The 24,718-nt window shown below is 65.3% G+C and carries 11 protein-coding genes; all 11 read left to right on the top strand.

Annotated elements, in window-relative coordinates; all coding sequences use genetic code 11:
• The first annotated feature begins 59 nt into the window (after nt 1-59).
• Nucleotides 60-13,103, top strand: coding sequence for an SDR family NAD(P)-dependent oxidoreductase (locus tag ACYVGK_RS07345; RefSeq protein WP_460732712.1), 13,044 nt, complete (start codon nt 60-62; stop codon nt 13,101-13,103).
• A complete protein-coding gene (locus tag ACYVGK_RS07340) occupies nt 13,100-17,185 on the top strand; it encodes an SDR family NAD(P)-dependent oxidoreductase (RefSeq protein WP_460732711.1) in 4,086 nt (1,361 codons plus the stop codon). Before ACYVGK_RS07345 ends, ACYVGK_RS07340 begins: the two co-directional genes overlap by 4 nt.
• Nucleotides 17,186-17,245: 60 nt before the next feature.
• A complete protein-coding gene (locus ACYVGK_RS07335) occupies nt 17,246-18,505 on the top strand; it encodes a hydroxymethylglutaryl-CoA synthase family protein (RefSeq protein WP_460732710.1) in 1,260 nt (419 codons plus the stop codon).
• Complete coding sequence (locus tag ACYVGK_RS07330) at nt 18,493-19,299, top strand: enoyl-CoA hydratase/isomerase (RefSeq protein WP_460732709.1); 807 nt, start codon at nt 18,493-18,495, stop codon at nt 19,297-19,299. The genes ACYVGK_RS07335 and ACYVGK_RS07330 overlap by 13 nt, the downstream gene beginning before the upstream one ends.
• Complete coding sequence (locus tag ACYVGK_RS07325) at nt 19,296-20,048, top strand: polyketide synthase (RefSeq protein ID WP_460732708.1); 753 nt, start codon at nt 19,296-19,298, stop codon at nt 20,046-20,048. The genes ACYVGK_RS07330 and ACYVGK_RS07325 overlap by 4 nt, the downstream gene beginning before the upstream one ends.
• Before the next feature lie 115 nt (nt 20,049-20,163).
• Nucleotides 20,164-20,403 carry an acyl carrier protein gene (locus ACYVGK_RS07320; protein ID WP_460732706.1) on the top strand — a complete coding sequence of 80 codons (240 nt, stop codon included), beginning with the start codon at nt 20,164-20,166 and terminating at the stop codon, nt 20,401-20,403.
• Between the two features lie 40 nt (nt 20,404-20,443).
• The gene (locus ACYVGK_RS07315) at nt 20,444-21,682 is read left to right on the top strand and encodes a beta-ketoacyl synthase N-terminal-like domain-containing protein (protein WP_460732704.1); all 1,239 of its coding nucleotides are present in this window, start codon (nt 20,444-20,446) and stop codon (nt 21,680-21,682) included.
• Nucleotides 21,683-21,725: 43 nt separating this feature from the next.
• Entirely contained in the window at nt 21,726-22,937 is a 1,212-nt protein-coding gene (gene fabD, locus ACYVGK_RS07310; RefSeq protein ID WP_460732703.1) for an ACP S-malonyltransferase, read from the top strand.
• 6 nt (nt 22,938-22,943) lie between these two features.
• A complete protein-coding gene (locus ACYVGK_RS07305; protein ID WP_460732701.1) occupies nt 22,944-23,978 on the top strand; it encodes an acyltransferase domain-containing protein in 1,035 nt (344 codons plus the stop codon).
• A gap of 14 nt (nt 23,979-23,992) precedes the next feature.
• Entirely contained in the window at nt 23,993-24,400 is a 408-nt protein-coding gene (locus tag ACYVGK_RS07300; protein WP_460732700.1) for a PaaI family thioesterase, read from the top strand.
• Complete coding sequence (locus ACYVGK_RS07295; RefSeq protein ID WP_460732699.1) at nt 24,397-24,612, top strand: zinc-binding dehydrogenase; 216 nt, start codon at nt 24,397-24,399, stop codon at nt 24,610-24,612. The genes ACYVGK_RS07300 and ACYVGK_RS07295 overlap by 4 nt, the downstream gene beginning before the upstream one ends.
• The last annotated feature ends 106 nt before the right edge of the window (nt 24,613-24,718 follow it).

Raw genomic sequence — 24,718 nt, 5'->3', positions numbered from 1 at the left:
AAAGGGCGTTGAAGTTGCTGCATAGAAGCAGCGGACAAGGACACGAGAAGGATGGCATGGTGGATTTCGTCGAATACATTGTTTCCGAGCTGAAGAGCCGACGCCTGGGCAAGGCCAACGCGCTTGAGCTGATACGCCAGTTCTCCGGCCGCCGGGCGACGCCTGCGCGCCTGCATCCGCTGCTGCATCTCAATGTCTCGACCCTGACCCGGCAGCGTTACCGCACGCAGCTGACCGGGAACGAATTCTTCCTGCGCGATCATCGGGTCAGGATGCCGTCGGGCGCCGCCGTTGGCGTGCTGCCGGGTGTCGCTTATCTGGAGATGACCCGCGCGGCAGTCGCCGATGCGGTGCCAGAGCTTGCTACCACGTCGCTGATCGCGTTCGAGAATGTGCTGTGGCTGTCGCCGTTCGCGGTCGAAGGCGAGCGCGCGATCTTTATCGAACTCGATGCGAACGAGGACGCGCTCGAATTCAGCGTGTTCAGCGAAACCGGGGCAGGGCACCGCACCGACCACGCCTCCGGTCGGGTGCGTTTTCACGATCCCGAGCAATACGATTTCGAACGCGACGGCGTCGCAGCGCCGCTGGATCTGGCCGCACTGCGCGACGCGATGCGCCGCGAACACTGGGACGCCGACGAGGTATACCGGCAGTACACGCGGATCGGCATCGAATACGGCGCGGCGCACCGCGGCATCGTCGCCCTGGACAGCGGCGACGGCCAGGTCCTGGCCGATATCGCGCTACCTGACGCGCTCGCCGGCGAGGACAACGCCGCCTACATTCTGCATCCGTCGCTGATCGACAGCGCGCTGCAAGCGGCGATCGGACTGGGCGGGCGCGACGCGCCATCGGCCGATCCGATGCTGCCCTTCGCCATGGAATCGCTGTGCATCCTCGGCGACTGCGCGCAGCAGCTGCATGCGTTCGTGCGCCGCGCGGATATCTCGTCAGACGATGCGGCGCAGATCACCCTTGATCTGGATCTGTGCGACGCGAACGGCGACATCTGCGTGCAGATGCGCGGGTTCTGCGCGCGCCGCTTCGACGCCGGCAGCGCCGCCGCCACGAACGATCCTTCCGCCGTCGAAACGCTGGTCGCGGTGCCGCGATGGAGCGAACCGCGTCCGCGCGGTCTCGCTTCCGGTCGTGTCGTTGCGGAGCATGCCGCTGAGACGCCCGTCGACATCGGAGCTCCGGACTTCGCGCATGTGCGTGTGCTGCTCTGCGATTATTCCGGCGTCGATCCCGTCGCGCTGTCGGCACTGCGTCCGGGGAGCGCGGTCGAGTCGCTGTCCGCAGCCGCAGCCGCGCATCCGGCGCTGCGCTACGAGGCCATCGCGCTGCAGGTGTTCGAACATCTGCAGGACGCGCTGAAGCGGACCGGCAGCGAAACGACACTACTGCAGTGCGTGATCGCCGATACCGCGGAAGGACGGCTGCTGACCGGCCTGGGCGGCATGCTCAGAACGGCGGCGCTGGAGCATCCCGCGCTCACCGCGCAGCTCGTCATCGTGCAGGCGGGGGCAACGCCGGATGGGCTCGCCGCCGATCTGGCCGAAGCCGCAGCGCAGCCGCAGCGCTCGCCGCTGCTGTTGTCCGCGGATGGGTGGCGCACGCTTGACTGGACGCTTTTGCCGCAGGCGGCGGGCGCGCACGATGCGCATGGCGACCTCGGCGACTCGCCCTACAGGGAAGACGGCGTCTATCTGATCACCGGCGGCCTCGGCGGCCTCGGCGGCCTGTTTGCCCGCGACATCCTCGACCATGCGCAGCACGCGCGGGTCGTGCTGACCGGCCGTTCGCCGCCGGACGGCGACATCGCCGCGCGGCTGGACGCCTACGGCTTCGGCGATCGGCTGCACTATCGACAGCTCGACCTGGATGACGCCGCGCAGTGCCGGCGCGTCATCGAAGCGATCGGCGACATCGGTGCGCTGCGGGGCGTGCTGCACTGCGCCGGTGCGCGCAGCGACGACCTGATCCTGAAGAAGGCCACCGGCGACGTGGCCGCCGTGCTCGCGCCCAAGGTGCGCGGCACCTGGCATCTCGACGACGCCACCGCGGATGCGGATCTCGATTTCTTCGCGCTGTTCTCGTCCGGCGTCTCGGTGTTCGGCAACGTCGGCCAAGCCGATTACGCGGCCGCCAACGGTTTCCTCGACGCGTTCGCGGGCTTCCGCCAGGCGCGGGTCGCGCAAGGGCAGCGCTCGGGCAGGACGCTGGCGATCGACTGGCCGCTGTGGGACGCGGGCGGCATGCGTCCGGATGCCGACGGCGTGCGCTGGCTGCAGGCGCAGACAGGCATGCTGCCGATGCGCACCGCGTCGGGCATCGCGGTGTTCCGCCAGGTGCTGGCGTCCGCGCATGCGCAGGTACTGACAGTCGAAGGCGATGGCCGCCGGCTGCGCCGCCTGTTCGATGCGCCGCCGGCCGTTGCGCCGCGCCGTGCGCCCGCACGCCTGTCCGTGCATGCGCCCGCGATGCGTGACGTCGATGCTCCTTTCGCCAATGCTTCCGCCGTCGACGCTTCCGTCGATGCCGTTGTCGGCGCCGCCACCGGCAGCAGCGATCTGCCGTCGCAAGTCCGCGATTTCCTGCGCAGGGAATTCGCGCCACTGCTGAAGATCGCTCCGGCGCAGATCGATATCCACGAGGCGCTGGAAAACTACGGCATCAATTCGATCCTGGCGATGAGCCTCACCGCCCAGCTCGAAAAGCATCTCGGCCCATTGCCGAAGACTCTGTTCTTCGAATACCAGACGGTCGCGGCGCTCGGCGAACATCTCGCGCAGTCGTACCGGGCTCCGCTACAGGCGCTGCTGGCGCCGGCCGTCGAGCACACGGCAGCAACAAACACCCTGCAGACCGAGCCGGGTGCACGGCCTGTGTCCGCCACAGCGCGTCCGCACGCCCAGCTGTCGCTGCGCGGCAAAACTCATGGACTGGTGCGCCGCGCTCCTTCCGCGCGCACGACATCCGAGCGCGCTATATCCGAGCCAATCGCCATCGTCGGGCTCAGTGGCCGCTATCCGGAAGCCGAAACACTGCAGGACTACTGGCGCAATCTGCGCGACGGAAAGGACTGCGTGGTCGAGATTCCCGAGTCGCGCTGGCGCTGGCAGGACTACTACACCAGCGACCGCGAACAGCCCGGGCACTACAGCAAGTGGGGCGGCTTCATCCAAGGCGCCGACGAGTTCGACGCGCAGTTCTTCAACGTCTCGCCGCGCGAGGCGCCGTACATCGATCCGCAGGAGCGTCTGTTCCTGCAGCACGCATGGATGGCGATCGAGGACGCAGGCTATTCGCGCAAGGGCCTGCGGATGCCGCACGCCGATGCGCTGCCCGGCCAGGTGGGCGTTTACGCCGGCGTGATGTACGGCGAGTACAACCGTTCGGGCAGCCTCGCCAGCATCGCCAACCGGGTGTCGTACGCGCTCAACCTGCACGGACCGAGCATGACGCTCGACACCATGTGCTCGTCGTCGCTGACCGCGATCCATCTCGCCTGCCAGGACCTGAAGCTGGGCCGCACCGACATGGCGTTGGCGGGCGGCGTCAATCTCAGCATCCATCCCGACAAATACAGCATGCTGAGTGCTGGCCAGTTCATCTCCAGCGCGGGCCATTGCCAGAGTTTCGGCGAAGGCGGCGACGGCTACATTCCGGGCGAAGGCGTGGGCGTGGTGGTGCTGAAGCGTCTTTCCGACGCCGAGCGCGACGGCGATGCGATCCATGCGGTGATCCGCGGCAGCGCGCTGAACCACGGCGGCAAGACCAACGGCTACACGGTGCCGAATCCGCAGGCGCAGGCCGCGGTGATCGCCGATGCGCTGAAGGACGCAGGCGTCGATGCGCGCCACATCAGCTACATCGAAGCGCACGGTACCGGCACGAAGCTGGGCGATCCGATCGAGATCGCGGCGCTCGGCAAGGCATTCCGCGAACACACCGCGGACACCGGGTTCTGCCTGATCGGTTCGGCAAAGTCGAACATCGGTCACTGCGAATCGGCGGCGGGCATCGCCGGGCTGACCAAGGTCATCCTGCAGATGCGCCACCGTCAGATCGCGCCGTCGCTGCATTCGCAGCGGCTGAATCCCAACATCGATTTCGGGACCACGCCGTTCGAGGTAAATCAGGTCCTGCGCGACTGGGACGCGCCCGTGGTCGATGGCAGACGCATGCCGCGCATCGCCGGCTTGTCGTCGTTCGGCGCCGGCGGCGGGAATGCCCACTTCATCATCGAAGAACCTGCCGGCGCTGCGCATGCCCGTATCGCAGACGCAACGCTGCCGGGCGTGCAGACGGGTGTGCCCGTGATTGTGCCGCTGTCCGCGCGCACGTCCGAACAGCTGTTCCGCAAGGCCCAGAACCTGCTGGTATTCCTGCAGGACGCCGTGGAGGAAGGCCGCCGGATCGATCACGCGGCGTTGGCGTACACGCTGCAGGTTGGGCGCGAACCGATGGAAGAGCGACTGGCGTTCGTCGTCGATTCCGCGGCCCAGCTGCAGCAGCTGCTCCGCGCATTTGTCGAGGCCGGTGCGGTCGATGCCGCTGTCGACGGCGCCCATCGCGGCAACTTGAAGGCGCACCGCGAGATGCTCGGCCTGTTTGCCGCGGATCCCGACTACGAGGAAGCCCTCGACAAATGGATCGCGCAGCGCAAGCTCGCCAAGCTGGCCGAGCTGTGGGCGAAGGGATTCGATCTGGACTGGCGCAAGTTCCACGGCAGACACACGCCGCCGCGGATGCATCTGCCGACCTATCCGTTCGCGAAGGACAGGTACTGGATCGACCCGATCAAGGGACTGTTCTCCAACGTTGTCCCTTCGGGCGCCGCTTCCGGCGCCGTGAGCACGGCCGCCGGCAACGCATTGCATCCGCTGCTGCACGAAAACACCTCCGATCTCGATCAGCTGCGCTATTCGTCGCTGTTCCAGACGGACGAGCCATTCGTCGTCGGCCATTCCGACGGCGCCGGCGCACAGCTGCCGTCGTCGGTGCTTCTGGACATGGCGCGCGCGGCCGTCGCCTGCGCCAGGCGCGCGTCGCCAACCGCCGCTGAGGTCGAACTGAGCGAAGTGCGCTTCGCGTCGCCCTTCATGGTCGACGGCGAGACCGTGCTGCACATCGCGCTGTATCCCTCGAGCGAACACGACGGCATCGACTTCGACATATTCAGCGGCGAAGCCGAAGAAGAATACGTGCATGCGCAGGGCCGCGGCCGGCTGCTGCCGACGCAGGCCGGTACGCATATTGATCCGCAGACCGGAGCGCGGATCGACGCCGGCATGATGTCGCCCGCGGAAACCGTCGACACCGTACTGGCTGCATTCGTCGCCGCCCCCGTGCTCGAAAAGCCCGGTGCCATCGCGCTGCCCGAACCGGCCTCGGTGCCTGCGATCGTCGGCGGTCTGCTGCCGAAGCCGAACGCTTCGCGCCTGCCGATGCTGGATGCGACGACATCGTCCATTGTTGCGATGCCCGCTGCGCTGGCGACGAACCGGACGACCACCCAGGCGAACGCTGCTTCGTCGATCGATGTATCGCCGAACGCCGCGTCGCAGAGCGCCGCGTCGCCCGCTCAGGACGTCCGCGGCTTCCTCAAGCGTTCACTGGCGCAGGCGCTGTATCTCGACGAGGCGGGTATCGACGACGACCGTCCCTTCGTCGATCTGGGTCTGGATTCGATCGTCGGCGTGGAATGGGTCAAGAACATCAACAAGGGCCTGGGCCTGGAGATCGGCGCGACCCGCGTCTACGACTACAGCAACCTCACGGCGCTGGGCGCGTTCGTCGAAAGTCAGTTGTCCGCAGTGTCCAACACGCCCGCGACACCCGTGCGGGCCGTCGCGCGTCCGGCGAGCGTGGTGCAGGCGGCGCCGACATCCGATGCGCATGCTCTGGTTGAGCATGCCCTCGTTGCGCATGCCCCGGCCGCTCCGCTGCCTACGCCCGTCGCGCAAGCCGTCGTCGGCGTCGACCTCGATGCGCTCAAGCGGTCGCTGCGCATGAGCCTCGCGCAGGCGCTGTATCTCGACGAGGCCGCGATCGACGACGAGCGCTCGTTCGTCGATCTGGGGCTGGACTCCATCGTCGGCGTGGAATGGGTGAAGATGATCAACAAGACCTACGGTCTGGAGATCTCCGCGACCCGGGTCTATGACTATTCGAACGTCCAAGCGCTGGCCCGTTTCCTTCAGGGCGAACTCGCATCGCGTCCGCAGCCGGTCGCGCCCGCGCTTGAGGCATCCGTGCGTGCTGACATTCCTGCCGAATCGGCATCCGCGCCGATGCCCACCGCCCAGCGGGAAACGCCGACGCCGACCGCAACTTCATCGTCCGCAGCCGCCGCGTCTTTCGCGCCGCGTCCGGCTATGCGGATGCCCGCCGGCGACAGCATCGTCCTGCAGCGCCGTTCGCGCGCCGTGCGGACGCTGCCTGCCGGAGTGCAGCGCAACGACGAGAAGATCGCCATCGTCGGCATGTCCGGGCGCTATCCCGGCGCCGACGATCTCGACCAGCTCTGGCGCAACCTCGCCGAGGGCCGGAATTCGATCCGCGAAATCCCGCCGGAACGCTGGGACGTGGACGCGTATTACGACCCGACGCCCGGCAAGCCGGGCAAGGTGTACTGCAAATGGCTCGGCATGCTCGACGGCGCCGAGCATTTCGACCCGATGTTCTTCCAGATCTCCCCGGCCGAAGCCGAGGTCATGGACCCGCAGCATCGTCTGTTCATGCAGGAAAGCTATCGCGCTTTCCAGGACGCCGGCTATTCCAGCGCCGCGCTGAGCGACCGCAAGTGCGGCGTCTACATGGGCATCATGAGCAGCGACTATTCGTTCCTGCTGGCGAAGGGCAATCCGCAGAACATCGAGACGACCAGCAACAGTTTCGCGATCGGTGCGGCGCGCATCGCCTATCACCTGAATCTGAAGGGCCCGGCGATCCCCATCGACACCGCGTGCTCGTCCTCGCTGGTAGCGGTCCATCTGGCCTGTCAGGCGCTGCTGAACCACGAAATCGACATGGGCCTCGCCGGCGGCGTGAGCCTGTACCTGATTGCCGAATCCTATCTGGGCATGTGCCGTGCGGGCATGCTGGCACACGACGGCCAGTGCAAGACTTTCGACAACGGCGCGGACGGCTTCGTGCCAGGCGAGGGCGTGGGCACGCTCGTGCTCAAGCGCCTCAGCGACGCCGAGCGCGATGGCGACAGCATCCACGGCGTGATCATCGGATCCGGCATCAACCAGGACGGCAAGACCAACGGCATCACTGCGCCCAGCGTCAACAGCCAGATCGAACTGCTGCGCGACATCTATCACCGCTATGCGATCGACGCGTCGTCGATCGACTACGTGGAAACCCACGGCACCGGAACCAAGCTCGGCGACCCGATCGAACTGGAAGCGCTGTCGACCGTGTTCAAGGAGCACGGCGGCAGGAAGAACGCCTGCGCGCTGGGCGCGATCAAGACCAATCTCGGCCACACCTCCGGCGCGGCCGGCGTTGCGGGCGTGCACAAGGTGCTGCTGAGCCTGCGGAACAAGGCCTTGGCCCCGAACGTGAATCTCAAGCAGGAGAACGCGCTGTTCGATTTCGCCGCCTCGCCGTTCTACGTCAGCCGGACGCGTCATGACTGGCCTTCGGTGACAGGCCGCAAGCGGCGCGCGGCGGTCAGCGCATTCGGCTTCAGCGGCACCAACGCCCATGTGGTCATCGAAGAGTACGTGCCCGCGCTACGTTCGCCGGGCGCGGCCGCGCCGATGGATGCGTCGCCGTCCTGCATAGTCCCGCTGACCGCGCGCACCGCGGCGCAGCTCATGGTCATGGCGCAGGATCTGCTCGCGTTCCTTGACAAGGATGCGTCGGATAAGCCCGAGATCGCGTTGCGCGATCTGGCGTACACGCTGCAGATCGGGCGCGACCCGATGCGTGAGCGTTGCGCATGGGTCGTTGACTCCGTTGCCGAACTGCGGACGCAGCTGCGCGAATTCCTGTCGACCTCCGGCGGCGGCACCTGCCATCGCGGCACGGTGTCGCGCACGCAGGACGCCGTGATTCCGACCGAAGAGGCCGCCGATCTGCTGCTGCGGGACGGCCTGCGCCAGTCTGCCAGGCTCGCCGCGCTTTGGGCCCAGGGCGCGAAGATCGAATGGCCGTCGTTCTACGCGGATTACCTGCCGCAGCGGCTTCACGGTCTGCCGGGTTATCCCTTCGCGAAGGAACGCTATTGGCCACAGCCGGTTCCATCACCCCTTGAGCCGGCCCTCGACCCTGCGCCCACCGCAACGCCATCCGCGCCTGCGCCGCTGCTTGCGGACAGCGGCGAAGAGCAGCGGTCGACCTGCTATGCGCCGGTCTGGCGGGACGTCGCGCTGCCTGCGCCACGCGCCGCCTTCGGGTCCGACGACGTGCTGCTGATCATCGACACCGACGATCAACTGTTCGAGCAGATCAAGGCGCGCCTGCACATCGCGTCGCCGCTGAAGACCATTCTGCTCGTCCGTCTGGGCGATGCCTTCCGGCATGACGCCGCCGATCAGTTCTGCGTGGACGCCGCGCAGCCGCAGCATTTCGAGTTGCTGCTGGAGACACTGCGACGCCAGGGCCGCACGCCGACCCGGGTGATCCACAACGCGAATGCTGCACGCCTGTCGTTGCACGACGAAGAGCAGGCGAACCGGACGGCGGGCGAGGCCATGGAGCGCGCCCTGAACGCGGGTATCGACGCGCTGTTCGGAATCTGCAGGGCGCTGGCCGGCGCCGGCGCGCAGCAGGCGCCGTGCGCGTTCGTGTCGTTCTTCCACGCCAGCGCCGAGGCGAACACTGCGCCCTGCGAAGCGTTGGCGGCCTTCTACCGCTCGCTTGCGCTGGAGAACAACCGCTATCACGGCCGCGTGTTGTCGATCGAGCACGACGACATCGATCCCGCGACCAGCGTCATCGACACCGTCACAGCGCTCATCGACGAACTGCAGACCGCGCCGCAGCGCGAAACCGAAGTCCGCTACCGGACGCACGGCGCCGCCGCGGGGCAACGCTCGGTGCGTGTGCTGGCGCTGCAGTCGCCCGAACGCGCGCCGGCAGGGCCGATGCCGCTCAAGCACGGCGGGACGTATCTCATCACCGGCGGCCTTGGCGGCCTGGGCATCCTGTTCGCGCGCCATCTGGCCGAACACTACCGCGCAAAGCTGGCGATCAGCGGGCGCTCGGCTCTGGACGCGCGGGGCGAGGAAGCGCTGGAACAGCTGCGTGCGCTCGGCGCGGAAGCGGTGTATCTGCAGGCGGACATCGCCGATGCGGACCGGACGCGCACACTGATCGCGGACATCAAGGCGCGCTTCGGCGCACTGAACGGCGTGCTGCATAGCGCCGGCGTCAACGACGATGCGCTGCTGATCCGCAAGGACCGCGCGCAGTTCCGCCGGGTGCTGGCGCCGAAGGTGCAGGGCACTCTGCATCTGGACCGGTTCACCGCCGACGAGCCGCTGGACCTGTTCGTGCTGTTCTCGTCGGGCGCTGGCAGCTTCGGCAACGTCGGCCAGACCGACTACGCCTACGCCAACGCTTTCATGGACGCGTTCGCCGATCATCGCGAAGCCGCACGGGCGCGCCGCACGCGTTACGGCAGGACCCTGTCGATCGGCTGGCCGTACTGGCAGGCCGGTGGCATGCAACTGTCCGCGGCTGATCTGCGGCGCACCGAGGAACGGACCGGGCTGTGCGCGCTGCCGACACAGATCGGCTTCGATTACTGGAACACGCTGCTGCGTTCCGGTCTTCCGCGGGCACTGGCCCTGTACGGCCGTCCCTCGAAGATCGCGGCCTACTGCGACCCGTCCAGCACCGCGATCGCCACCTCCATTGCCACCGCGCAGGCCGGCGGAGCGACGATCGACCGCGACGTCCTGCTGGCGCAGACCCGCGCCTATCTGTGCGAACTGGTCCATGCCGAAACCAGGATTCCGGCAGACCGGATCGATATCGAAGAACGCTTCGAAGCGTTCGGCTTCGACTCGATCATGATCGGACGCTTCAATGCGGCCTTGGAACAGGACCTCGGCGATCTGCCGAAGACCCTGATGTACGAATACGAGACCGTTGCCGAGCTGGCCGCGTATCTCGTCGAACACGCGGCGGCCGCGCTGACCGCGAGGTTCGCGGGCGAGGGCGCGACGCAAGGCGACGTCAACGCTGCGGAAGCCACGACCGATGCCGCACCATCGACCGCCGCATCCACCGCCATGCGACCGCAACTGCCGGCGGTTGCCGCACCCGCGCCGGATGCGCACGCGCACGCGCATGCCGAGCCGATCGCCATCATCGGCGTACACGCGTCGTTCCCGCAGGCCGACGATATGGACGCGCTGTGGGCGCATTTGCGCGCCGGCACGGATCTCATCGAGGGCGTGCCCGAAAACCGCTGGGATGCGTCGTCGTTCTACGACCCCGATCCCGCGCAGTCCGAGCACGGCAAGATCTATTGCAAGCGCGGCGGCTTCCTGGAGGACTTCGACAAGTTCGACGCTGGCTTCTTCAACATCGCCGCTGCCGAAGCGGACATCATCGACCCGCAGGAGCGCCGCTTCCTGCAGTCCGCCTGGTCCGCGATCGAAGATGCCGGCTACACGCGCGAACGCCTGAAGCAGCGCTACCCGAAAGGCAAGAGCGCCGATGTCGGCGTCTTCGTGGGCGTGACGACCAACTCCTATCAGTTGCTGGCCCCTGAGGCCTCGCAGCGCGGCCGCATGGTCACGCCCAGCGCGATGCCCTGGTCGATCGCCAACCGCGTGTCCTACACCCTGGATCTGCAGGGCCCGAGCATTCCCGTCGACACCGCGTGTTCGTCGTCGCTGGTCGCGGTGCATATGGCCTGCGAGAGCCTGCGGCGCAGCGAGTGCCAGCTCGCGCTCGCCGGCGGCGTCAACCTGTATCTGCATCCGGCCAAGTACCAGTCGTTCTGCCATCGCCGGATGCTCGCGGTCGGCGACGCCTGCCGCAGCTACGGCGCCGGCGACGATGGCTTCATCCCGGGCGAAGGCGTGGGCACGCTGGTACTTAAACCGCTGCATCTCGCCGAACGCGACGGCGACAGGATCTACGGCGTGATTCGCGGTAGCGCGTACGACCACAGCGGCCGCTCCAGCGGTTACGCCACGCCCAACCCAAACGCGCAGGCGCAGGTCATCGCGCAGGCACTGGCCCAGGCCGGCGTGCCGGCGCGCAGCATCGGTTTCATTGAAGGCCACGGCACCGGCACGCGAATGGGCGACAGCCTCGAAGTCGCCGCCATCACCCAGGCCTTCGCACAGCAGACTGCCGACACCGGGTTCTGCGCGCTCGCGTCGCTGAAGGCGAACATCGGCCACGCCGAGTCCGCGACCAGCATCGCCGGCATCGCCAAGATCCTGATGCAGTTCAAGTACCGGCAGATCGCGCCGAGCATTCATGCGGAGGTCGTGAATCCGGACATCGATTTCGCGCACTCGCCGTGCGTCCTGCAGACGGGCTTGAGCGCGTGGGATACCCCGGTGGGCGTCCCGCGCCGGGCCCTGATCAACGCGTTCGGCGCCGGCGGCGTCAACGCCTGCGCGGTGCTGGAGGAATACATCGCTCCGGAAGCGGTAGCGTCCGCGCAAGCCGATGCGCCCGTCGCCGGCGGATCTCTGTTCGTGCTTTCGGCCATGAACGTCGAACGTCTGCGCGAATACGCTTATCGGCACGTCGATTTCCTCGCGCTCAATCCCGGTTGCGATCTCGCGGCGCTGTGCCGCACCGCGCAGATCGGTCGCGAGGCTATGCCCCAGCGGCTGGCACTGATCGTCGACAGCGCGCTGGAACTCCGGCAGACCTTGCAGCGCTGGCTCGACGCCGACCCGAACCTCTCCGGCACGGCGCGGCTGTGGCAGGGCGGCCCCGAGACCCAGACCGCGGTCGGCTACTCCGCGCGCGAGCAGCGCGAACGCATGCAGGCGCTGTGCGCGAAAGCCGATCTCGCCGGGCTGGCCGTGTTCTGGACGCAGGGCGGCAAGGTCGACTGGCTGCTGTTGCACGACGCATTCGGCCCGCACGGCGCGCCGCTGCGGCCCGTCGCCGGCGCGCCGGTCTATCCGTTCGCGCGCGATCGGCATTGGGCGGTCGACTTCACCGCGATGGAGGCGGCACCGGCGAGCACGCCGTCGCGCTTGCATCCGCTCATCTCGCACAACGCCTCGACGCTGGAGCGGGTGTGCTTCGATGCTGCTCTCGTTGGGGACCAGTACTACGCCCGGGATCACAGGATCCAAGGCCAGGCGGTGTTCCCGGGTGCAGGTTTCATCGAAATGGCCTGTATCGCGGCGACTGTCGCTGGAGAAAGACGTGTACGCCGGCTCAAGGACATTTATTGGGTTCAGCCGCTATCGCTGACCGATCCGCAGCAGGATCTGAAAATCGGACTGAGCAATGCGACCGGCGACAGCGTGGAATTCGTCGTGACCACGGTCGACGACGATCACGAGCGCGTCGTGCATTGCGAAGGCCGCGCAGTCTTCGACGATCGCAGTGGGCCCGAGTCGTCATCGCGTGAGTCGCTGACGGAGTGGCGTCAGCGCTGCGGCGAAAGCCATGACGGCGAACGCTACTACAAGCGCTTTCAGCGCCTCGGGTTCGACTATGGCCCAACGTTCCGGGTCATTGACGAGGTTGCGATCGGCAACGGCTGCGCCTTGGCCAAGCTCGTGCTGGAACCCTCGTTGACTAAGGATTTCGAGCAGTACGTATTGCATCCCTGCCTGATCGACGGTGCGTTGCAGACGGTAGTGGCGCTGCTGGCCGCCGATGAAGGCGGCGTGCCGCATCTGCCGTTCGCGATCGACGAGATCGAAATCCTCGGCAGCCTGACGCCGCGCTGCCTTGTGCTGGTGGAGCGGGCCGGAAACAACGCCGATGCGAGCACGGGCATCCTGGTGTTCAACGTACATATCCTCAGCGAAAGCGGCGAAACGCTCGTGAAAATCACCAATTTCTACGTGCGCGCCCTGGTGCCGCCATCGAGCATCGCGACGAACGAACGTGCGCGACTTTCAATGGCGGTGAATTCATGAAGACCTCGGCATTGACGGGCGCAAACAACGACTATCCCATCGGCGAATTCAGCTCTGTGTTCGACGGCACCGAGCCGTTTCTTGCCGACCACATCATCCAGGGGCAGAAGATCCTTCCGGGCATGGCCTATCTCGAGATCGCCCGCGCCGCGGTCGCGGCGTCGGCGCCTCCGGGTGACGACGCCATGCTCGTGCTGAGCGACAGCGTATTCGTCAATGCTTTGACGGTGAAGGACAAGCGAACGGTCACTGTGCGCGTGTATCCGGGCAGTGCAGGGCAGTTCGGCGTCGAAGTTAGCACCGAGCAAGGCGTGCATTTCCAGACCCGTGTATCGGTGCAGAAGACGTCCGAGTGCCTGGCCACCAAAGGCTATGCTCCAGTGCTGGATATCGCCCGGCTGCGCGCCGGGATCACACGTCCCGGTCCGACGAAGTCGGCGTTCTACCAGACCTACAGGAATCGTGGCGTCGAGCTGGGCCCGTCCCACCGTGGCGTCGAGGAGATTTTCCTCGACGGCAAGGGCGAGGGGCTGGCCACGATCCGTCTGCCTGGCTCGTCTGCGCGCGGCATGATGATGGATGCGGGTGCGCTCGACAGCATCATCCAGAGCGGTCTCGCGCTGGTCGATAACCCGGAGGCGAACGTCGTACCGTTCGCGGTGATCAACACATTGGTCGTCGGTGCGCTGTCGGACACAATGATCGTTCATATCCGTCAGCGCCCCGACGGTATGCACTATGTCGCCGCCGATGAGCACGGCAATGTCCGGGTGATCATCGAAGGATTCCAGACCCGCGAGATTGATCTAAACGCCAAGCAGGACCGCTTGAGCTTCCATCGGCCGGTCTGGAAAAACGTAACGCCGCCGCACGCTGATGACCTCCCGGTGCATGTGGTGGAGGCGAGCGACGATTATGTCGCGACGACCAAAGCGGTGCTGGCAGCGGCGCAGTCGCTCGCAACGGACAAGCACACCCGGTCGGCGCTGGAACTGCACGTGACGGAGCACGACCACGCCGCGCGCGGGCTCTGGGCGGCGTTGAAGACGGTGTCGATCGAACATTCGCAGATCGATGTCCGCCTCAAGTCCGGAGACGCGTACGTGGCGCTGTCCTATCAGGATGCCGACGCCGACATCGGTAGCGAGTTCGCCTGGCGCGACGGCACCACTGCGCTGATCAGCGGCGGACTTGGTGCGCTGGGCTTGCTGGTCGCACAGGACATCGCCGAACGTACGACGGGCGGCACTCTGATCCTGCTGGGCCGGCGCACGCCGAATGAGGCGGAGACTGCGCGCATCGAAGCGCTGCGGGCATGTGGTGCGAACGTTATTCATCGCCGCTGCGACATTGCGCGGCTCGATGATGTCGAAAAGATCGTCGCCGAGCATCCCGGAATCAATGTCGTGATCCACGCTGCAGGGCTCATTGACGACGCCTTGTTGATCCACAAGACCGCTGATGCCATCGACAGAGTGCTCGCGCCGAAAGTGCAGGGCATCGAGAACCTAGATCGCGCCACGGCCGGCTGCCCACTCGAATTGTTCATCGCGTTCTCGTCCGTCGCTGGCGCGCTCGGCAATGCCGGGCAGTTCGACTACGCGGCCGCAAACGGCTACATGGACGCGTATATCGAAGCGCGCTCGGCGCGCGTACGTGCACAGCAGGCGCACGGCCTTTCGCTCGGCATCAACTGGCCGCTCTGGGACGAGGGGGCGATGCAGATCGACGACGCCAGCCGCGAGACTCTCGCCCGGGCTTATGCGATCAAGCCGCTACCGAGTGCGGAAGGCCTGAAGGCTCTGCGTCTGGCCATTGCCTCGCCGCACGCCAATCTGCTGCCGCTTTACGGTCAGAAGAATGCGCATGCGGCCCTGTTCGCACCCCCGAAGGCCATGGCGGTCGACGTGCGGCCGCAACAATCTTCGGACGAACTCGACAAGCTTCAGCGCGAGATCCTGCAGGAGATGCGCCTGCAAGCTGCGCAGCATCTGAAGATGAAGCCGAACCAGATCAACGAGACTGAAGACTGGACCAATTTCGGCTTCGATTCGATTCTCATCTCAAGCTTCGTCTCGCATCTGAACAACGTCTACGACCTGAATCTGATGCCGACGGCAATGTTCGAGGCTTCGAACCTGCTGCGCTTCAGTCAGTTCCTCGCCGAGAACCATTCGGCGGAAATGATCAGGAAGTTCGGTGTGAACGGGGCCAAGGCCGCCGCCCCTGCAGCGAAGATTCCGGCGAGCACCTCGTCACAGCCGGCAGCGCACGAGCCGGCGGTTCCGGGTGGCGCTACTGTGTCGCAGTTCGCACGCCGGTTCCGCGAAGCCTACCGGAACCGGTCCAGCTATCGCGATGAAGACATCGCTGTGGTCGGCATGAGTTGCCGTATCGCCGGTGCGAACAACCCCGACGAATTCTGGCGGATGCTCGATGAGGGGCGCGACATGATCAGCGAGATCCCTTCGGACCGCTGGGACTGGCGTGATTACCCGGGTGTCAGCCGCTGGGGTTCCTTCATCTCTGGCATGAAGGAATTCGATCCGCTGTTCTTCGGCATCTCGCCGGCGGAAGCGATGTACATGAGCCCGGAACAGAGGCTGATGATGCAATCGGTCTGGGAATGCATCGAGGACGCGGGCTACGGCGGCGACAGCCTCAAGGGCACCAACACCGGCATCTACGTCGGCAACGGCCCAAGCAGCTACACCACGATGATGAGCCATCTTCCCGTCGAAGCCTATTCGGTGACCGGCACCTTGTCTTCGGTTGGGCCTAACCGGATCAGTTACGCCATGGACTGGCACGGCCCCAGCAACCCCATCGACACAGCCTGTAGCAGTTCGCTCGTGGCGGTGCATCGCGCCATCGAAGCCATCCGAGCAGGGCACTGCGAGGTGGCCATCGTCGGTGGCGTGAACGCGTTGCTCTCGCCGGACGTGTACATCAGTTTCGCAAAGTCGGGCATGTTGTGCGAAGACGGTCGCTGCAAGACGTTCTCCGACAAAGCGAACGGTTATGTGCGCGGTGAAGGCGTCGGCATGTTGATGCTCAAGTCACTCCGAGCCGCCCAGCGCGATGGCGACGACATTTACGCCGTAATCAAGGGCGCGGCCGAGAATCACGGCGGACGAACGACGTCGCTTACTGCGCCGAATCCCAACGCGCAGGCCGCCGTGATCCTGCGCGCCATCGAGGATGCCGGGATCGACTTCCATCGTGTCGGCTACATCGAATGTCACGGCACCGGCACCGAGCTCGGCGATCCGGTCGAGATCAGCGGATTGAAGACCGTTGCAAAGGAACTCCTCGACGCCGATACCGCCGCCGAAAAGCAGATCGCTGCGCCCTGTTATCTCGGGAGCATCAAATCCAACATCGGTCACCTCGAGTACGGCGCGGGCGTCGTCGGCATGATCAAGGTCATCCTGCAGATCCGCCACAGGAAAATCGCGAAGAGCCTGAACTGCGACACGATCAGTCCGTTGATCGACCTCAAGCGCACGCCGTACAGGGTCGCGCAGCAAGCGGTCGACTGGGAGGTTCCGGCCGGGCAGACACGCATTGGCGGGGTCAGCAGCTTCGGATTCGGCGGCGTGAACGCGCACGTGGTCATCGAGGAATACGTCGACCTCACGTCCGGTCATGGCTCGGAGAACGCCGACAACGAACAGCTGCTGGTGTTCTCGGCGCGCAACGCGGAGACCCTGCACGCGACCCTGCAGGCGTATCCCGAATTCCTCGCCAGGACCGACCGCAGTGCGGACACGCTGCAGCGCATCGCCCACACCCTGCAGACCGGCAGGACTGGCATGCAGGACCGGGTGGCTTTCGTCGTCCGTTCGATCGACGAGTTCGACGAGCTGCTGAAGGGCTTCCTGGAGGAGAAGGACGATTTCTACCACCGCAAGGTCTACCGCGGATCCAGCAAGGCCGGCGCGGGCGACAAGCTCGATATCGGCGATACCCAGGCCGGTCAGGAGTTCATGCGCCGGCTGGTCGAGACAGGCGAGATCGGGAAGATCGCGGAACTCTGGGTCACGGGCGCAAAGCTGGACTGGCGAATCCTGCGTCCGTAGCGACGGCGGGCATCGGACGCGGCGACATACGACAACTTTTGTTTTTTGGAGAAGAACGGCATGAAAGCAGTTGGTATTGAAGCAATGAACGTGTTCGCCGGTACGGCATTCCTGGACGTCAGCAAGCTGGCCGAGCATCGCGGGCTCGACACCACCCGGTTCGAGAACCTGCTGATGAAGGAGAAGACGGTCGCGCTGCCGTACGAAGACCCGATCACGTTTGCGGTCAACGCCGCGAAGCCCATCGTCGATGCGCTGAGCCCCGAGGAGCGGGACCGCATCGAGATGGTGATCACCTGTACCGAATCGGCCTTCGATTTCGGCAAATCGATGAGCACGTACTGCCACTCGCTGCTCGGGCTGAACCGCAACTGCCGCTTGTTCGAGATCAAGAACGCCTGCTATTCCGGTGCGGCCGGCATCCAGATGGCGGTGAACTTCGTGCTGTCGCAGGCCTCTCCAGGCGCGAAGGCGCTGGTGCTCGCCACCGACATCTCGCGTTTCATGGTCGAGGAGGGCGGCGACGCGCTGACTGCCGACTGGTCGTTCGCCGAGCCCAGCAACGGTTCCGGCGCGGTCGCGATGCTGATCAGCGACCAGCCGCACATCTTCCAGGTCGACGTCGGCGCGAACGGTTATTACGGCTACGAAGTCATGGACACCTGCCGGCCCACCGTCGACGGCGACGCCGGCGATTCGGACCTGTCGCTGCTCTCCTATCTCGACTGCTGCGAAAACGCCTTCGCGGAATACAAGAAGCGCGTGCCGGATGCGCATTTCGCCGACACCTTCACCTATCTGGCTTATCACTGCCCATTCGGCGGCATGATCAAGGGCGCGCACCGCAACATGATGCGCAAGACGGTGCAGGCCAAGCCGCAGGAGATCGAAGAGGATTTCCAGCGCCGCGTCACCCCTGCCCTGACTTACTGCCAGCGCGTCGCCAACATCATGGGCGCGACTACAGCGCTGGCGATCGCCAGCACCATCGACCACGGCGATTTCGAAACCCCCAAGCGCATTGGCGCCTTCTCCTACGGCTCCGGCTGTTGCTCCGAATTCTTCAGCGGTGTGGCGCGCAAGGAAGGCCAGGAGCGCCTGCGCGCGATGGGCATTCAGGCGCATCTCGACCGCCGCGTCGAATTGACGATGGAGGAATACGACCAGCTGCTGGTCGGCAGCAACGCCGTCAAGTTCGGCACGCGCAACGTCGAGCTTGACGACAGCTTCATTTCCCGTGCCCGTACCGCGATGGACAAGCCGGTGCTGTTCCTGAAGGAGATCAAGGAATTCCACCGCGAATACGAGTGGGTCGGCTGATGGACGGCGGCACGATCAACAGCGCCGACTTCACCGCGCTGCGCATGCGTTTCGACGACGACATCGCGTATCTGCAGATCCACCGGCCAGAAGCGAACAACGCGATCAACGACCGCCTGGTCGCCGAGTTCGCGTCGGCGCTGGACGCATGCGACGCGCGCGCGAAGATCGTCGTGGTCGAAGGCCTGCCCGAGGTCTTCTGCTTCGGCGCGGATTTCGCCGAGCTGCAGAAGAGCTTCGACGGCGGCGGCGTGCCGCAGCAGGATCCCAAGCCGCTGTACGACGTCTGGCGGCGCCTCGCGACCGGGCCGTACGTGTCCATCGCGCATGTCCGCGGCAAGGCCAACGCCGGCGGCATCGGTTTCGTCGCCGCCTGCGACATCGTGCTCGCCGATTCCGCGGCGGTGTTCAGCCTCTCGGAACTGCTGTTCGGACTGATGCCGGCATGCGTGCTGCCGTTCCTGGTGCGTCGGATCGGTTTCGCGAAGGCCAACGCCATGACCCTGTCGACCCAGCCGGTTGGGGTGCAGGTCGCGCGCGAGTGGGGGTTGGTCGACGCCTTCGAGGACAACAGCGACAACCTGCTGCGCAAGCATCTGCTACGACTGCGCAGGCTCAACAAGACCAGCGTTGCGCGCTACAAGCGCTACATGGGGGCGATCGAGACTTCCATCGCCGCGGCTGAGCCGATGGCACTGGCCGCGAATCGCGACGTGTTCTCCGATGTCGAGAACCTGCAGAGGATCTCGCGCTACGTGAAGACCGGCCAGTTTCCATGGGAGGGCACGGCGTGAGTGCCGAGAAAGTCGTCGACCTGCAGTTCGTGGCCCCGCAGATCGTCCAGATCAGGATGCAGGACCGCGTGAGCAAGAACACGTTTTCCGAGGCGCTCACCGAGGGTCTGATGAACGCGTTCGCGGAAGTCGAGCGTCTGCCGGACTGCAAGGTCGTGGTGCTGACCGGCTACGACAACTATTTCGCGAGCGGCGGCACCCAGGAACAGCTGATGAATCTGTCGGAGGGCAGGGGCGCATTCACCGACCGCGCGCTCTACGGCTTGCCGTTGCACTGTCCGGTGCCGGTGATCTCCGCGATGCAGGGGCACGGCATCGGCGGCGGATTCGTGCTGGGCATGTTCGCCGATCTGGTGGTACTGGGGCGAGAGAACATCTACACCACCAATTTCATGCGCTACGGCTTCACTCCGGGCATGGGCGCGACTTTCATCCTTCCGCAGAAACTGGGCTTGGGCCTGGCCACGGAAATGATGCTCTCGGCGAACAACTACCGCGGCGAAGAGCTACAGCAGCGCGGGATTCCGTTTCCGGTAGTCCCGCGCGACCGGGTCGTGGCGCATGCGCTGGAACTCGCGCAGACGCTGGCCGAGAAGCCGCGCGTCTCGCTGGTCGCACTCAAAGACCATCTGAGCGCGCCGCTGCGACAGGCGCTACCCGCCACGATCGCGCAGGAGGTCGAAATGCATGCGGTGACCTTCGCCCAGCCCGAGGTGAAGGCGAAGATCGCCACGCTGTTCGGCGCATGAGCGCACAAGATCAATCCGCCGATGACAAGCCTGGCCACCGAAACAAGCATCCCGAACCCAATCGCATCCGAACCCGTCGAATTCCCTCCGCAAACACTCCACAACAGAGATCGCCATGAACCTTGAAGATGTCTTCGCCACCATCGTCGGCCATACCCGAGAAGTCGTGCCCGGGCTCGACGACCATGCATTCCGGTTCACGGACTCCCTGCGCGAACTCGGCGCGAATTCGATCGACCGCTCCGAAGTCGTGATGCTGACGCTCGAATCGCTGGCGTTGAAGGCGCCGATGATCGAGTTCGCCAAGGCCGAGAACATGGGCGAGCTGGCGACGCTGCTGCACGCCCGGCTCTGAACGTGCGCCCCTTGAGCTCCCAGGATGGACCGCTCTGAACATGCAAGCCGCTGAGTCCACGCCCATCGTCGTCTCCGGGATCGGCGTTACCGCGTCGATCGGCCAAGGCCGTCGCGACTTCACCGATGCGCTGCTTGCCGGCGAACACCGGTTCGCGGCGATGCGGCGTCCCGGCCGGCAGAAGCCGTTCGCGGCCGACGACGTCGCCCATCCGTTCATCGGCGCGGAGATCGCCGATCTGCGCATGCCTGATGCCATCGCCGCGGCGAAGCTGCGCAACCTGTCCTGGTCCGCGCAGGTGGCCCTCGCGACTCTGCACGAAGCGTGGGAAGACGCCGGGCTCGATGCTGTCGATCCGCGCCGGATCGGCCTGATCGTCGGCGGGTCGAACATCCAGCAGCGCGAGCTGGCGTTGAGTCAGGCCAAGTATCAGGACCAGGTGGAATTCCTGCGTCCGACGCATGCGATGACGTTCATGGATACCGATCTGTGCGGCGTGTGCAGCGAAGTCTTCGGCATCCGCGGTCTCGCCCTCACCGTCGGCGGCGCGTCCGCGAGCGGACAGCTGGCCGCGATACAGGCGATCGAAGCGGTACGTTCCGGACAGGTCGATGTCTGCATCGCGCTCGGCGCGCTGATGGATCTTTCGTTCTTCGAATGCCAGGCGTTCCGTTCGCTGGGTGCGATGGGCTCGGATCGCTACGCGCGTGAGCCCGAGCTGGCCTGCAGGCCGTTCGACCGCGACCGCGACGGTTTCATCTTCGGCGAAGCCTGCGGAGCGATCGTCGTACGCCGCGCCGCCGACGCGACGCGCACGCCGTACGCCGAACTCAAGGGCTGGGCGATGGCCTGGGACGCCAACCGCAATCCCAATCCGTCGCTCGAAGGCGAAACCGCCGTGATCCGCGGCGCGTTGGCGATGGCCGGGCTGCCCGCGGATGCGATCGATTATGTCAATCCACACGGCACCGCATCGGTAGTCGGCGACGAGACCGAGCTGGCCGCGTTGCGCGCCTGCGGGCTGGATCGCGCCTATCTCAATGCGACCAAATCGCTGGTGGGGCATGCGCTCAGTGCCGCCGGCATGGTCGAACTCATCGCGGTGATGCTGCAGATGCAGGCGAAGCGTCTGCATCCGTCGCGCAACCTGGACAACCCCATCGACGCGGGATTCCGCTGGGTGGGTGCGACTGCCATCGATCACGTCGTCGAGCGCGCGCTCAACATGAGCATGGGCTTCGGCGGCATCAATACAGCGATCTGCCTGCAACGCGGCTGATCGACAATCACTTTCATACATGCGTTTCTTTCAGGAGGATTCGATGAAGACCTACATGTTCCCAGGGCAGGGCTCGCAGGCGCGCGGCATGGGCGGAGATCTGTTCGATGCGTTTCCGGAGCTGACCGCGAAGGCTGACGCGGTGCTCGGCTACTCCATCAAGGAACTGTGTCTCGAGGATCCGCGGCGCGAGCTGGGCAAGACCCAGTTCACCCAGCCGGCGCTGTACGTCGTCAATGCGCTGTCGTACTACAAGAGGATCCAGGACACAGGCGAGACACCCGATTACCTCGCCGGTCACAGCCTCGGCGAATTCAACGCGCTGCTGGCGGCCGAATGCTTCGACTTCGAGACCGGCCTGAAGCTGGTCAAGAAGCGCGGCGAGTTGATGAGCGAGGCGACCGAAGGCGCGATGGCCGCCATCGTCAACGCGACCCGCGACCAGATCGAGGCGGTGCTCAAGGAGAAGGGCTTGGGCAACGTCGACATCGCCAACTACAACACGCCGCAGCAGATCGTCATCTCCGGCCCCACCGCCGACATCGCCGCATGCCAGGAGATCTTCCAGTTCGACCGTGTCATGTACGTGCCGCTCAATACCAGCGGTGCGTTCCATTCGCGGCTGATGATCCCGGCCAGGCAGAAATTCGAGACCTTCCTCAAGAAGCGCAAATTCTCAAAGCCGAAGATTCCGGTGATCGCGAACCTGACCGCGAAGCCGTATCCGAACGGTGCCGTCGTCGAGTACCTGTCGAAGCAGATCTCCAGCACGGTGCTGTGGAGCGACACGATCCACCATCTCATGTCGCTGTCGGATGCGATGGAATTCGTCGAGATCGGCCACGGAGATGTGCTCGCGAAAATGATCGTCAAGATCAGGCAGATCGCCGCGAAGGCTGCCGCGGAGCAGACGCCGCCGCCAGCGCAAGCCGAGAAGAAATCGGAGGTTCCGAACGTCGATGCCGTTGTTGCGGCGTCCGCGAGCGCCGCGGAGGATGCCGGCGGTGCGCATGGAGAATCGAATGGCGGTGCGCGTGGCGATCGTTTCGCGCTCGCGGAGCAGAAGGTCGCTGGCTGGAACAGCCGCCATCCTGTCGGCACCGGCGTGAAGTCGCTGGTGGCCGAGCACGGCGCGCTGATCACGCGCACTCCGGCCGTGGTGCTGTTCGGCCATCGTGCGGCCGTCTACATGGAAGGCTTCAACGGCTACTTCGATCTCGACGAGCTGGCGCTCGACGAACAGTCGGCGGCCTGACCGTCCATGCGCCTTCCTCTCGTCTTCATGTTTTCCGGACAAGGCTCGCAATACCACCAGATGGGATGCGAGCTTTACGACCGGCATCCCAGATTCCGGCTGTGGATGGACCACTGCGACGAAATCGCGGGGCCGCTGATCGGCGGTTCGCTCTGCGACGTGCTGTACCGCGACGGCGACAAAGGCCGGCCGTTCGACCGCCTGCTGCACACCAATCCGGCGCTGGTCGCTTTTGAATTCAGCCTGGCGCGGGTGCTGATCGAAGCGGGCGCAAAGCCGGACTATCTGCTCGGCTACAGTCTGGGCGAACTCACCGCCGCGATCGTCGGCGAAGCGCTGACCATCGAGCAGGGCATCGGCTTGGTTGTCGATTACGCCCGGCTGATCGAAGCCGAAAGTCCGCCGGCGACGATGCTGGCGGTGGTAAACGTGCCCGACATCGAAACGCGCTATGCCGACCTGCTCATGGGTTGCTGGGTGACTGCGCGCAATTTCGACCAGCATCTCGTCGTGACCGGACCGGTCGACGCGATTGCACCGCTGCGCGATGCGCTGACGCGCGACGGCGTGGTGCATCAGACACTGGCCGTTAAATACGGGTTCCACACCGAAATGCAGTCGGCGCTCGAAGCGCCGTTCATGGCGCTGGCGGAAAAGCTGGACTTCGCACCGCTGCGCACGCCGATGGTGTCGTGTCTGGACGGTCGCGTGCACGACGGCGACAGCGATCCAAGGGACTGGCCGCGGCGCATGTGGGCCACATTCCGCCAGCCGGTCGAATTCGGCACCACGGTGCGTAGCCTGCTCGACAGGGGCGACTTCCATTTCCTGGACGTTGGCCCCAGCGGAACCCTTGCGACATTCGTCAAGTATCTGCTTCCGGCGGACAGTGCATCGAAATTCACCGATGTGATCAATCCCTTCGGCATGGACGAGCGGAAATACCGCGGCGCGCTGCAGCAGATCGGCCTGACCGATGCCGCCGAGACCGCGTACGGATCGGGCAACGCCTCGTATTCCGCAGTGAGGGCGTCGGGTTGAACAATTTCTTCGAAATGGGCCAGCAGGTGCTGGTGTCGCAGCCCTTCAGCAGGCTGCTGGGCACGGAGCTGTGCGAGCTGTCCGAGGGCTATGCCGAACTGTCGCTGCGGATCCGCGAGGATTTCAAGCAAAGTTACGGGTTCGTGCATGGCGGCGTTGTCAGTTATCTGGCCGACAACTGCCTGACCTTCGCCGGCGCGACCGTGCTTGGCAATTGCGTGACCTCGGAATTCAAGATCAATTATGTGATGCCGACCATTGGCGATCTGCTGATCGCCAAATCCTCCGTGCTGTCCTTTGCATTGAGGCAGGCGGTGTGCGAATGCAAGGTCTACGTCGTCCGCAATCAGGAATCCATGCTGGTCGCAGCGGCACAGGGCACGATCGTCAAGATCGAGACCGATATCAGGACGGTCGCATGAAGGCCGTCGTCTATCGCGAGTACGGGTCACCCGATGCTCTGCAGTTGTCGAAAACTTCCACGGCCGAGGATCTGGCGACGCTCGCCGGATTGCTCGAGCAAAGGGCGTTTCGCCCGGTCATCGATCGGCGTTACCCGCTTGGGGACGCTGTCGATGCCATCCGTCATCTGGAGAAAGGCCATGCGTGCGGAAAGATCGTTGTCGAAATCTGATCTGTGTCCGGGAAGCGTCGCGGGCGAAGGCGGAGACTCGGCCGAGCTACGGCCCGGCGCAGACCTTGGTTCGCGAAAAAACACCGAAATTCCCAAGGATTTTTCG

The sequence above is a fragment of the Lysobacter tyrosinilyticus genome (assembly GCF_054779815.1).
This window is presented reverse-complemented; position numbering and strand designations above follow the sequence as displayed.

Bases quoted from the DNA above. Each gene is read 5' to 3' on its own strand.
- fabD (WP_460732703.1), top strand. From the start codon at position 21,726: ATGAAGACCTACATGTTCCCAGGGCAGGGCTCGCAGGCGCGCGGCATG.
- ACYVGK_RS07340 (WP_460732711.1), top strand. From the start codon at position 13,100: ATGAAGACCTCGGCATTGACGGGCGCAAACAACGACTATCCCATCGGC.
- ACYVGK_RS07320 (WP_460732706.1), top strand. From the start codon at position 20,164: ATGAACCTTGAAGATGTCTTCGCCACCATCGTCGGCCATACCCGAGAA.
- ACYVGK_RS07335 (WP_460732710.1), top strand. From the start codon at position 17,246: ATGAAAGCAGTTGGTATTGAAGCAATGAACGTGTTCGCCGGTACGGCA.
- ACYVGK_RS07305 (WP_460732701.1), top strand. From the start codon at position 22,944: ATGCGCCTTCCTCTCGTCTTCATGTTTTCCGGACAAGGCTCGCAATAC.
- ACYVGK_RS07300 (WP_460732700.1), top strand. From the start codon at position 23,993: ATGGGCCAGCAGGTGCTGGTGTCGCAGCCCTTCAGCAGGCTGCTGGGC.
- ACYVGK_RS07315 (WP_460732704.1), top strand. From the start codon at position 20,444: ATGCAAGCCGCTGAGTCCACGCCCATCGTCGTCTCCGGGATCGGCGTT.
- ACYVGK_RS07295 (WP_460732699.1), top strand. From the start codon at position 24,397: ATGAAGGCCGTCGTCTATCGCGAGTACGGGTCACCCGATGCTCTGCAG.